The 11,932-nt window shown below is 72.6% G+C and carries 9 protein-coding genes and 1 pseudogene; 4 read left to right on the top strand and 6 right to left on the bottom strand.

The window, feature by feature from the left end; genetic code table 11:
* Nucleotides 1-255 precede the first annotated feature (255 nt).
* Both E4N63_RS12640 and E4N63_RS12645 read left to right on the top strand, forming a co-directional pair.
* The gene (locus E4N63_RS12640; protein WP_268271003.1) at nt 256-1,662 is read left to right on the top strand and encodes a PspC domain-containing protein; all 1,407 of its coding nucleotides are present in this window, start codon (nt 256-258) and stop codon (nt 1,660-1,662) included.
* The gene (locus E4N63_RS12645; protein WP_125626381.1) at nt 1,649-1,930 is read left to right on the top strand and encodes a hypothetical protein; all 282 of its coding nucleotides are present in this window, start codon (nt 1,649-1,651) and stop codon (nt 1,928-1,930) included. Before E4N63_RS12640 ends, E4N63_RS12645 begins: the two co-directional genes overlap by 14 nt.
* 89 nt (nt 1,931-2,019) lie before the next feature.
* Here E4N63_RS12645 and E4N63_RS12650 read toward each other — a convergent pair whose 3' ends face one another.
* From E4N63_RS12650 to guaA, 3 genes and pseudogenes are all read right to left on the bottom strand, one after another.
* Entirely contained in the window at nt 2,020-2,541 is a 522-nt protein-coding gene (locus E4N63_RS12650) for a DoxX family protein (RefSeq protein ID WP_019710478.1), read from the bottom strand.
* A 151-nt stretch (nt 2,542-2,692) separates the two neighbouring features.
* A pseudogene (locus tag E4N63_RS12655) lies at nt 2,693-3,293 on the bottom strand (Uma2 family endonuclease).
* A gap of 123 nt (nt 3,294-3,416) precedes the next feature.
* On the bottom strand, nt 3,417-5,021 hold the full coding sequence (gene guaA, locus E4N63_RS12660; RefSeq protein WP_125626383.1) for a glutamine-hydrolyzing GMP synthase: 1,605 nt from the start codon (nt 5,019-5,021) through the stop codon (nt 3,417-3,419).
* Nucleotides 5,022-5,337: 316 nt separating this feature from the next.
* Between guaA and E4N63_RS12665 the strand changes: the two genes are divergently transcribed.
* Entirely contained in the window at nt 5,338-5,706 is a 369-nt protein-coding gene (locus E4N63_RS12665; RefSeq protein ID WP_230240701.1) for a chorismate mutase, read from the top strand.
* Between the two features lie 136 nt (nt 5,707-5,842).
* Here the strand turns inward: E4N63_RS12665 and E4N63_RS12670 are convergent, their stop codons facing one another.
* Together E4N63_RS12670 and E4N63_RS12675 are read right to left on the bottom strand one after the other, a co-directional pair.
* Nucleotides 5,843-6,706 (bottom strand): ABC transporter permease, encoded by an 864-nt coding sequence (locus tag E4N63_RS12670; protein WP_230240703.1) that lies wholly within the window; start codon nt 6,704-6,706, stop codon nt 5,843-5,845.
* Nucleotides 6,703-7,743, bottom strand: coding sequence for an ATP-binding cassette domain-containing protein (locus tag E4N63_RS12675; RefSeq protein ID WP_125626386.1), 1,041 nt, complete (start codon nt 7,741-7,743; stop codon nt 6,703-6,705). Before E4N63_RS12675 ends, E4N63_RS12670 begins: the two co-directional genes overlap by 4 nt.
* An 881-nt stretch (nt 7,744-8,624) precedes the next feature.
* Between E4N63_RS12675 and E4N63_RS12680 the strand changes: the two genes are divergently transcribed.
* Complete coding sequence (locus E4N63_RS12680) at nt 8,625-9,734, top strand: LAETG motif-containing sortase-dependent surface protein (protein ID WP_230240705.1); 1,110 nt, start codon at nt 8,625-8,627, stop codon at nt 9,732-9,734.
* A 109-nt stretch (nt 9,735-9,843) separates the two neighbouring features.
* Here E4N63_RS12680 and E4N63_RS12685 read toward each other — a convergent pair whose 3' ends face one another.
* The gene (locus E4N63_RS12685; RefSeq protein ID WP_230240706.1) at nt 9,844-11,790 is read right to left on the bottom strand and encodes a GMC family oxidoreductase N-terminal domain-containing protein; all 1,947 of its coding nucleotides are present in this window, start codon (nt 11,788-11,790) and stop codon (nt 9,844-9,846) included.
* Between the last annotated feature and the right edge of the window lie 142 nt (nt 11,791-11,932).

Genomic DNA, 11,932 nt, shown 5'->3' on the forward strand with positions numbered 1-11,932 from the left:
GGCTCGTCGGGGCCTCGGGTCCGGGGGCGGGGCGGGACTGCCCGCGCCGGGGTCCCGGCGCGGGGGCGGCGGCGGTCATGACCCGATGGTCACACGGGACGGGGCGGCCCGGCATCAGGGTCGGACCTGAACGGTCCCGGGGGTCCGGGCGGAGTCGCTCCCGGCCCCGGTGGCGGCCCGTCTCGGGGAAAGGTCAGGGTTCCGCCAGGGTCGTCACGGGTGGGTCCGGGGCCGCCGGGCCGTCACCATGGACGCATGAGCGATCAGCAGCCCGCCCCGGGCCCGGCGGCGGACGCGCCGGGAGGCGCCCCGGCGGCCCCCGGCGGTTCCGCGCGTCCGGGTCCGGCGGGCCCGGGAGGGGCCCCGGGATCCACCACCGGCAGCACTGCCGACCCCACCTCCGGTGTTCCCCCGGTGCTGCCCCGGCTGCGGCGCAGCCGCCGTACGAAGACGATCGCCGGGGTCTGCGGCGGCCTCGGCCGGCAGTTCGACCTGGACCCGGTGATCTTCCGGGTCGTCCTCACGGTGCTCGCCATGTCCGGTGGCGTCGGCCTCATCGCCTACGGCTTCGCCTGGCTGCTGATCCCGCTCGACGGCGAGGACGAGAACGAGCTGCGGCGGCTGCTCTCCGGCCGCGTCGAGGGTCCGGCGCTGACCGCCGTGCTCTTCGCGCTGGTCGGTTCCGGTCTGCTGCTGTCGATGCTCAACAACGGGTCGGTGTTCTTCTTCGCCGTGCTGCTGTCGTCCGCGCTGGCCGGCGTGTGCTCGTGGTCGCTGCGGAAACGGCGCGTGGAGCAGGCGGGCGCCGCGGTGGACGCGGCCGCGGCGCAGGCCGTCGCGGACGCGCCCCCCGAGACGACGGCCCCGCCGTCCCCCGGAGGGCCGTCCTGGTGGCGCGACCCGATCATCAAGGACGGCACCACGGGCCCCCTGGGCACCGGCTACCTCTGGGGTCCGGACGACGGGCGGGACGCCGGCCCGTACGACCCGCGGACGGGTGCCGCCGCACGCGGTGGCCGGCGCGGTCCGTCGGGCCCCTGGACCGGCGGCTGGACGTTCCTGGCGGCGGCCGCCGCCGCCGTCACCGGCACCCTCGTGACCTGGGAGCAGGGGCCGCTCACCACCAGCCTGCAGACCGGACTCGCCGCCGCCCTGGCGGTCTTCGGACTCGGACTGGCGGTGGCCGCCTGGTACGGCCGGGCGGGGGGCGGCACGGTCGTCGCGGCGGTGCTGACCTGCGGGCTCCTGGTGGGCGCGGGCGCGGTCCCGGGCAACGTCACCACGCACTGGCAGCAGAGCACCTGGCGCCCGGGCTCGGCGGCCGAGGTACGGCCGGTGTACGGGATCGGCACGGGGCGGGGCGTACTCGACCTCACCGCGCTCGACCTGGAGCGGGGCGAGACGGTCAGCACCCGCGCGAGCGTCGGCGCGGGGGAGCTCCGCGTCCTCGTGCCGCCGGACGCCGTGCTCGAACTCGGCCTGGAGATCGGCCTCGGCGACAGCCGGCTGCCCGGCGACCCGCAGAACGACATCGACATCGAGCCGGGCGCCCGGCGGACCGTCACCCTGCGGCCGGAGGGCGGACTCACCCCGGCCGGCACCCTCGTCCTCGAACTGGAAGCCGGCATGGGCCGGGTGGAGGTGGAACGTGCCGCCCCGTGAGCACGGCGGCCGCGGCCGTCACGCGTTCGAACCGGCGAAGCTGGTCGCCGGACTGGTCCTGCTCGCCGCGGGTGTCGTGGCCCTGCTGTCCTCGGCCGGCACCGTGGACCCCGGGCCGGGCCCGCGGCTGCTGCCCGCCGTCCTGCTCGGCCTGTGCTTCGCGGGGGTCGTGGGCGCGGTCTCCCACGGTGTGCGCCGACGGCGCGCGAGGCGCCGGGCACGCCGGGGGCTCCCGGGTGACGGGGGGCCGCCGGACGCCCTCGGGTGACGCGCGGCGCCGGACGCGCGGACCGGCGGTGTCCCCGCCGCGCGCGGCCCCGGACGGGACCGTCCCGCCGCGCACCGCGGAGCGCGCTGTCAGCCGTAGAGCTGCTGTCCGTGGCGGGCGCGGCGGTTGGCGATGGCCGAGTCCAGTGACAGATACGGCGCGCCCGCCAGCACCAGCGGCAGCCAGGCCATCAGATAGGCCAGGTCGTTGCCGTAGTAGTAGGGGTCGCTCTGCCAGCTGACGGTCAGCCAGAGGCTCAGGGAGATCAGCGCGCCGCCGAAGGCCGCGAGCCGGGCGAGGAGCCCGAACAGCGTGCCGAGACCGACGGCGATCTCCCCGCCGGCGATGGCGTAGCCGAAGAGCGTGGGGTCGCGGAGAGCGAGATCCACCAGCGCCGGGATGGCGGAGGCGTCCCGCACGGAGTTCATGAGCTGGCCGATCGACCCGGCTCCGGAGTCGGCGATGAAGGCCGGATCGGTGAGCTTGTCGATACCCGCGTAGACGAAGGTGACGCCGAGGAAAATGCGGAGCGGAAGCAGGGCGTAGCGGGCCGCGGTGGCCCGTGCTCCCGCCGGCTCCGGCGTATGTGCCCGGTGGAGCCCGTGCGCCATGAGGTCCGCCTCTCGATCGCTTCCGGAGAGGGGATTCTCCACGATCCGGCCCGATTACGGGAGACGAAGTACATCAACAATCAAACAAATTGAGCAGGTCCGATCACCTTCGAGCAGATCACCTCTGGGTGCGGGCCCGGCCCCCGGCCGCTCAGGGGCGGGCGGTCCCGGTCAGGTCGATGTCGATGGTGAACGGAACGGACAGCTTCAGCCGGTTGTGGTGAATGCCGGTCGCCACATAGGCGCCGGTGGCCGGGTCGCGCTCGTAGACGTAGACCCTGGGCCGCCCGTTGTCGCTCTCCACCCGCCAGAAGTGCGGGATGCCCGCCTTGGCGTACTTTCAGCGGCTTGGTCTCGCGGTCCCGTGCCTCGGGGTCATCGGAGACGACCTCGACGGCGAGGAGCACGTCCTGCGGACGGTAAGCCGTCTGGTCCAGCCCCGTGTCGGCGTCGGCGCGGGCGACCATCACATCGGGCTCCGGCCGTTGCCGGTCGTCCAGGACGATGGTCATCTCCCTGAGGACCTCCATGTCCTCGGGCGCGGTGCGCAGCAGGCTGTGCTCCAGCAGGCGCAGAGTCCGCGTGTGGAAAACCGTCTGCGGGCTCCGGAAGACAAGGCTTCCGTCGATCAACTCCGTGTGCGGAGGCAGGCCGGGGAGCCGGTCCAGGTCGTCGGCGGTGTAGCCACCCGGCGGCGGCTGCGGCCAGGTGTGCCGCCACGGTGGTTCGGCGCCGGGCCGTGACGCTTCCATGGGACGCATCGTTGCCGACCTGATCGGCGTACCCGGGACAAACCCCGGCGCCACCACTCATTCGTGTGAGCGGCGGCGCCGGGGTTGACGTGCGGAGGGGTCAGGAGCGGGACCGGTGACGGGTCACTCCCACTCGATGGTGCCCGGGGGCTTGCTGGTCACGTCGAGGACCACGCGGTTGACCTCGTCCACCTCGTTGGTGATCCGGGTGGAGATCCGTGCCAGGACGTCGTACGGCAGCCGCGTCCAGTCCGCCGTCATGGCGTCCTCGGAGGAGACCGGGCGGAGTACGACCGGGTGGCCGTACGTCCGGCCGTCGCCCTGGACGCCGACCGAGCGGACGTCCGCCAGCAGCACGACCGGGCACTGCCAGATCTCGCGGTCCAGGCCGGCGGCGGTCAGCTCCTGGCGGGCGATGGCGTCGGCCTCGCGGAGCAGATCCAGCCGCTCCTTGGTGACGTCGCCGACGATGCGGATGGCCAGGCCGGGGCCCGGGAAGGGCTGGCGCTGGACGATCTCCTCGGGGAGGCCCAGCTCCTGGCCGACCATCCGGACCTCGTCCTTGAAGAGCCGGCGCAGCGGCTCCACCAGCTGGAACTGGAGGTCCTCGGGGAGACCGCCCACGTTGTGGTGGGACTTGATGTTGGCGGTGCCGGTGCCGCCGCCGGACTCGACGACGTCCGGGTAGAGGGTGCCCTGCACCAGGAACTCCACGGACTCGCCGTGCTCGCCCGCCTCGGCGACGATCTCGGACGCGGCCTGCTCGAAGACCCGGATGAACTCCCGGCCGATGATCTTCCGCTTCTGCTCGGGGTCGGAGACCCCGGCCAGCGCCGTGAGGAAGCGCTCCTCGGCGTCCACGACCTTGAGCTTGACGCCGGTCGCCGCCACGAAGTCCTTCTCGACCTGCTCCGACTCGCCCTTGCGCATCAGGCCGTGGTCGACGTAGACGCAGGTGAGCCGGTCCCCGATGGCCTTCTGTACGAGGGCCGCGGCGACCGCGGAGTCGACGCCGCCGGAGAGCCCGCAGATGGCGCGCTTGTCGCCGATGCGCTCGCGGATGGCGGCCACGGACTCGTCGACGACGTTCGCCATCGTCCAGTCCGGGCTGAGGCCGGCGCCGCGGTAGAGGAAGTGCTCCAGGACGAGCTGTCCGTGGGTGGAGTGCATCACCTCGGGGTGGTGCTGCACGCCGTAGAGCTTCTTGTCGTCGCTCTCGAACGCGGCGACGGGGGTGCCGGGGGTGGAGGCGGTGACGGTGAAGCCCTCGGGGGCCTCCGCGACCGAGTCGCCGTGCGACATCCACACCGACTGCTCGGCGGGGGTCCCCTCGAAGAGGGTGGAGCCGGGGCGGGCGACGGTGAGGTCCGTGCCGCCGTACTCCCGGGTGCCGGTGCGGGCGACCGTGCCGCCGAGCGCCTTGGCCATGGCCTGGAAGCCGTAGCAGATGCCGAAGACGGGGACGCCGGCCTCGAACAGCTCGGGGCCGACGTGCGGGGCGTCCTCGGCGTAGACCGAGGAGGGGCCGCCGGAGAGGATGATCGCCTTGGGGTTGCGGGCGAGGATCTCGGCCACCGGCGTGGTGTGCGGGACGATCTCGCTGTAGACCCGGGCCTCGCGGACGCGACGGGCGATGAGCTGGGCGTACTGCGCACCGAAATCGACGACGAGGACCGTGTCCGGGGAGTGGTCGGCGTCGGGAGCGGAAGCGGGGGTCGCTGAGGGCACTGCGGCGGCCTTCCGGCGTGGACGGTGGAGCTGGCTGGATCCCGATTCTAACGGCGCGGGGCGGCGCCCCCGTCCGTCTCAGCATCCGGCCCGCCCTGGCACCGTCCGCCCCGGGCGGGCCATACTGTCGGCATGTTCTCGCAGCTCACCTTCCGCTTTACCTATGGCACCGGCCCGTCCGGCTGCCATGGTCGCGCTGCGTGAGCCACTGACACGCAACTTTCCAGGCGCCCCGGGCCGGTCGAGGCCCGGGGCGCTCTGCGTTCGGTCCGGGCCGCGGCGGTACCGGGGCCCACGGCTCCGAGGAGACACGGACATGAACACGAACCTGACCAGGAACAGCGGCACGGACAGCACCACGGACACGGCCACCGGCCCCGCGGCGGACGCGCGGGTGCCCGCGCAGGCCGTCGCCCCCGACACGGGCGCCCGCACCGACGAGGCCGCGGCCCTCATCGCCGGGGCCCGCGAGCGGATCGACGATCTGGACGCCCGGATCATCGGCCTGGTGCGGGAGCGGATGGCCGTCTCGGCCGCCATCCAGGAGGCGAGGATCACCTCCGGCGGACGCCGGGTGAACCTCTCCCGCGAGATGGAGGTGCTCCACCACTACCGCGAGCAGCTCGGCAAGCCGGGCACCGCGCTGGCGATGACCCTCCTGGATCTCTGCCGCGGGCGGGTCTGAGCCGCACACGGCTTTCGGGCGAACGGCTCCGGACGGACACTCCGGACGGACGACTCCGAACCGAACGGCCCGTGCCCGTGCCGCGCCCCGGCGTCACCCGCCGTCCCCGGGGCGCGGCACACCGTCCCACCGGACGTTACTTGCGGTTGTACAGCCGCATCGTGACCGTCCCGAAGACCAGGACGAACACCGCGGCCCAGCCCAGGGTCCAGGCGATCTCGTCCGCGGGCCACTCCCCCGCCATCAGCTCCCGCACGCCGGAGGACAGATGGGTGATCGGGCTGTTGTTCACGAAGACCTGCAGCCAGCCCGGCATGGTCCGCGGATCGACGAAGATGTTGCTGAGGAAGGTCAGCGGGAAGATCACCATCATGCTGACGCCCATCACCGACTTCTCGCTGCGCAGCAGCAGGCCGAACATCGTCCACGTCCACGAGAAGGCGAACGAGAAGACCACCAGCAGCGCCACCCCGGCGAGCACACCGGCCACGCCGCCGTCCGGCCGGAAGCCCATGATCAGGCCGAGGGTCAGCATCACCACCGAGGCGATGGCGTAGCGCAGCATGTCGCCTAGGAGATAGCCGACCATCGCCGAGGGGCGCCAGATCGGCAGGGTGCGGAACCGGTCGAAGACCCCCTTCTGGATGTCGGTGTTGACCGACACCCCGGTGTACATCGTGATCATCACGACGTTCATCACCAGGATGCCCGGCAGCAGGAACTGCAGGTAGCGGGTGGTCGAGCCGGCGAGCGCACCTCCGAAGAGGTACGTGTACATCAGCACCATCATCACGGGGAACGCCGTGACGTCGAAGAGCTGCTCCGGCACGTGCTTGATCTTCAGTACGGCCCGCCATCCGAAGGTGACCGACGCGGACCACGCGCTGGGCCGCGGCGGCCGCCGCCCGGCGACGAGCAGTTCGGCCAGGCTCTCGGTGGCGACGGGGGCCGGTTCCCCGGTCCGCGCCTCGGTGCTCGCGGTGCTCGTCGCGGTGCTCATGCCGGGACCTCTTCCTTGCTGTCCTTGCTCGTGGCGGACGCCGTACCGGTGGCGGTGTGTTCGGTGCGGTCGGTGCGGTCGGTGAGGGCGAGGAAGACCTCGTCCAGACTGGGCTGGCCCAGCGAGAAGTTGTCGACGACGATGCCGGCGCGGCCGAGCTCCGCGAGGGCGTGGGCGGCCTGCTCCGCCGCGCCCTTGCCGTCGCCGCCGGTACCGACGCGGGCGGTCAGGGCCACCGGGTCGTGGTCGAGCTGGATGTGCGCGGCCATCGCCTCGGTGAGCAGCCGTTCGGCCTCGGGCCGCTGGGCCGCGTCCCGCAGCCGTACGTGGACCGTGCCGGCGCCCACCGACGCCTTCAGCTCGCCCTTGGTGCCCTCCGCGATGACCTTGCCGTGGTCGATGACGGCGATGCGGGAGGCCAGTTGGTCGGCCTCGTCGAGGTACTGGGTGGTCAGCAGCACCGTGGTGCCCTGGGCGACGACGGCCCGCACGATGTCCCAGACCTGGTTCCGGCTGCGCGGGTCCAGGCCGGTCGTCGGCTCGTCGAGGAAGAGCAGGTCGGGGGTGTTGAGGATGCTCGCCGCGATGTCGATGCGGCGCCGCATCCCACCCGAGTAGTTCTTGACCTGCCGGCCGGCCGCCTCCGCCAGCCCGAACGCCTCCAGGAGCTGTCCGGCCCGTTCCCGGGCCGGGCGTTTGCCGTGGCCGAGCAGCCTGCCCAGCAGGATCAGGTTCTCCATGCCGGTGAGGTCTTCGTCCACCGAGGCGTACTGCCCGGTCAGGCTCACCCGGCCGCGGACGGCGTCCGCCTCGCGCAGCACGTCGTGGCCGAAGACGCGGGCCTCGCCGCCGTCGGGGCGCAGCAGCGTGGCGAGCACCTTGACCGTGGTGGTCTTCCCGGCGCCGTTGGGGCCGAGGACTCCGTAGACCGTGCCCGTGGGGACGGTGAGGTCCACACCGTCCACGGCGCGGGTCTCCCCGAATACCTTCACCAGCCCCGACGTCTCGATCGCCGGGCCGGAACCGCTGTTACTCATGATCGGTCGTCCCCATCTCGTCTTCCGTCTTCCGTCTTCCGTCGTGCGTCGTGCGTCGTGCACGTCGCGTCCGGTGTGGCCGCCGGCCAGGAGGTCCGTGGTGTCCGTCGCTGGCCCCTGCCCCGGCCCGCCCTGTCCTATGGGACTCCTCCGGCGGGCGAAACTCATCGGCTTTTTCACGGAACGGGCATTCTCCGCCCGGACGGTCGGCGCTGCGCGGACGCGGAAGGGGTTCCCGGTCCGCCGTTTCGCGGTGCCGGGGAGGCCGTGACCGTTCCCCGCGCCCCTCGTTGAGCCGGTTGTCCGTGCCGGCCGGGCGCGGGTCGATCAAGATGACGCGTGGCTTCCGCCCAGCTCCTCCGGGCGCCCGGTACGGCAGGGGCGGATCTCACTGAAGCGTGTGGCGTGCCGAGTGGCTTGGGGACAAGCGGTGCACGTCGTGGGACCGCGCTTCAGTGTGTGACCGGACAGCAGGGGACAGCAGCCCGGTCACTGCCGAAGCGGCCGGTTCCGGGGACGCCCGGAGCCGCCGTCTCCGGTCCCCGGCCCCGACCCCGGCCCCGTCCCCTCTCTCCGTCACTCCCCTGGCGGGCGTTCCCTCGCGCCCGCCCTCCCCGGCCCGGCGCCCCTGACGCCGGGCCGCCGCCGAAGGGCCTCACGCCCACCCCGCCCCCGGCCCCGTGAGGCCCTTCGGCATGTGCCGTGACGTGCGTCACCCCATGCCTGTGTCATGGGCATACAACCATTGCCGATCTTTACCGGTCACTTATGGCGATCGCTCCGCCATAACGCGTTCCCCCACCGCGACGGCAGGGCGCCACACCTTTCTTTTTTCTTTCCGGTGCCGCAATACCACGGCACCACTGACCGAAGAGGTCTGCATGAGAATTCGCCGCGTTCTGGCGACCGCCGCCGCGACGGCTGTCATAGCCCCGGCAGCGCTGATGGCGGCCCCGGCCGCGTACGCGAACGACACCACGGTCACCGCCGCGGAGAGCCCGGCCCCCGAGAACTCCGGGACGACCGAGCCCGCGCCCGGTGACGAGCCGGGGGACGCCGCACCGGAGTCCGGGGACGACCAGCCCTCCGCCGAGGAGCAGAAGCCGGCCGAGGAGGACCCCGAGACCGGGCCCTCCGGTGAGGACGCCGAGGCCGGGGACGACACCGAGGGCGACAAGACCGAGGACCAGGGCAAGGACGAGGACAAGCCCGCCGAGCCGGGCGAGCCCCCCGCCACCGGGCCCGGTGAGGGCGAGGAGGACTTCGAGTTCCCGCTCTTCTGCGAAGAGGTCGACGAGAACTACACCCAGGCGGTCACGGCGGAGCTGAGCGGGCTGCCGGGCAAGATCGAGGCCGGCAGCGGCTGGCACGGCTTCAAGCTGACCGTCACCAACACCTCGGAGAAGGAGCTCAACGAGGTCGCCTTCTACGCCGAGGTGGAGAACTACGAAATGGACGAGGACAAGTTCCTCAGCCGCTTCGTCCAGCTCCAGTTCAAGGTGCCGGGCACCGACCAGTGGGTGGCCATCGGTGACAAGGAGTGGGCCGGCGCCTACTTCTGGGGCGTCGACGTCATGAAGGCGAAGGACTACGTCGCCATCGACCTCCGCGTCAACATCAACAAGGACGCTCCGGCCGGTGACGGCTGGACCTTCGGCTCCGGCGCCTTCCTCGACAACGTCGAGGGCCAGGAGTGCATCGCCGAGGGCTGGGACGACTACGAGTTCACCGTCGTCAGGCCGGGCACGACCGTTCCGGACCCGGGTGAGGCCAAGCCGAAGCCCGGCAACGAGGCCAAGCCGGGTGCCGGCACCGGCCCGAAGCCGCAGGGCGGTGTCGAGAAGCAGCCGGTGACCGGCAACCTCGCCGAGACCGGTTCCTCCTCCATGCTGCCGGCGATCGCCATGATCGGTGGCGTCGCCATGGTGGCCGGCGCGGGTGCGGTCTTCGTCGTCCGCCGCCGGACCGGTGACATGGGCGCCGCCGCGTAAGGCGTCGCGCTCACGGCAGGAAGACGCCGGGAAGGGGCCGCACCCCGGAGTGCGGCCCCTTCCCGTTTCCGCGGGGGGCGTCAGCCGCGGGGCCGTCCGCCCGGAGCGGTCATGCCCCGGCGGGGCGGCCGTTCGGTGACGGCTCCGGCGCCGCCACGGCCCCGTCGGCCGCCGCCGGTGCCACCGGAGCCGCGGACCCGGCAGGCTCCACGGGCCCGGCGGGCTCGGCCGGCTCGGCCGGCACCGCCTCCTCCGTCCTGGGCTCCGGCACCTTGGCCTTCGGCGGCACGGCCGGCACCGGGAGCATCACCGGCAGCCGCAGTTCCGCGAAGGCCCCCGCCGGGACGGCCGGGGAGCGCGGCTCCACCGCGGGCAGCCGTACGTACTCCTCGCCCTGGGCCGGGCGGGGGTCCGCGTCCCCCTTGTTCGGCCAGAGGGACATGGCCCGTTCGGCCTGCGCAGTGATCGTCAGCGACGGGTTGACGCCCAGGTTGGCGGAGACCGCGGAGCCGTCCACGACATGGATGCCGGGGTGGCCGTAGAGCCGGTGGTACGGGTCGATGACGCCGTGGTCCGCGTCCTCGCCGATCGGGCAGCCGCCGAGGAAGTGGGCGGTCAGGGGGGTGCCCATCACCTCGCCGATGTTGGTCCCGGGGAAGCCGTTGATGTCCTCGGCGATGTGCCGGGCGGCCTCGGCGCCCTCCGGCAGGAAGACCGGGTTGGGCGCGCCGTGGCCCTGGCGGGCGGTGAGCAGTCCCTTGCCCGGGCCCTTGGTCTTGCGGTACGTGGTCAGGGAGTTGTCCAGGGACTGCATGACGAGGCCGATGATGGTCCGCTCCGACCAGCGGCGGTTGGACAGCGAGCGGAGCAGCAGCACGGGGTGGCGCAGGCAGTGCAGGGCGTGGGCGAGGGCGGTCGGCAGCCGGGAGCCGTGCGGCACCTGGAGTGTGGTCATCAGGCCCATCGCGTTGGAGCCCTTGCCGTAGCGGACCGGCTCGATGTGGGTGTTCTCGTCCGGGTGGATCGAGGAGGTGATGGCGACGCCCTTGGTGAAGTCCGGCTCCTTGCCGTACTTCTTGCGGTAGCGGGCCGGTGAGGTCATGGAGCCCACCAGGGCCTCGGAGTTGGTGCGGGTGAGTTCGCCGAGGCGGTCCGAGACGCGCGGCAGCAGACCCTGGTCGCGCATGGTGTGCAGCAGTGTCTGGGTGCCGTAGGTGCCGGCGGCGATGACGACCTGCCGGGCGCGGAGCACCTTCGGCTTCTTCCGGAGCTTGCGGCGCTTGTCCGTCGGGACGGTGGAGACCGCGTAGCCGCCGTCCCCGTCCTCGGTGACGGCGGTGACCGAGGTCATCGGGTGGACGACGGCACCGGCCTTCTCGGCGAGGTGGAGGTAGTTCTCGTTGAGGGTGTTCTTGGCGCCGTGGCGGCAGCCCGTCATGCACTCGCCGCACTCGGTGCACGCCTTGCGGTCGGGTCCGGCGCCGCCGAAGTACGGGTCGGGGACCTCGGCGCCCGGCTCGGCCAGGGTCTGGCCGTCCGCGTCCTTGCCGTCGCCGAAGAAGACGCCGACGGGCGCGTGGTGGAAGGTGTCGCCGACGCCCATCTTCTCGGCGGCGGCCCTGAGGTGGACGTCGGAGGGGGTGGTGGTCGGGTTGAGCCGGACCCCGAGCATGCGCTGCGCCTGCTCGTAGTAGGGCTTCAGCTCCTCCTGCCAGTCGGTGATGTGGCCCCACTGGCGGTCCTCGAAGAACGGGCGCGGCGGTACGTAGAGGGTGTTGGCGTAGTTGAGCGAGCCGCCGCCGACCCCGGCGCCGGCCAGGATCATCACATTGTCGAGGAGATGGATGCGCTGCAGGCCGTAGAGGCCGAGCGCGGGCGCCCAGAGGAAGTTCTTGAGGTCCCAGGAGGTCTTGGGGAGGCTGTCCCGGGTGAAGCGGCGGCCGGCTTCGAGGACGCCGACGCGGTAGCCCTTCTCGGTCAGCCGCAGGGCGGATACGGATCCGCCGAAGCCGGAGCCCACGACGATCACGTCGTAGTCGTACTTGCCTTCGGCCACGGTGTCGGCCCTCCCATGCTGTGTGGTTCTGTTCCGGCCGCGCCCGTGGTGCCGTCGCGCACGGGAGCGGTGTGGGGTCGTGCGGCCGGCGGCGCCGGTCCGCGGACGGAAGCGGGCCGGCGGCGCCGGGTCGGGATCGGGA

This window comes from Streptomyces sp. MNU89 (assembly GCF_020982505.1).
Classification (GTDB): Bacteria; Actinomycetota; Actinomycetes; order Streptomycetales; family Streptomycetaceae; genus Streptomyces; species Streptomyces xinghaiensis.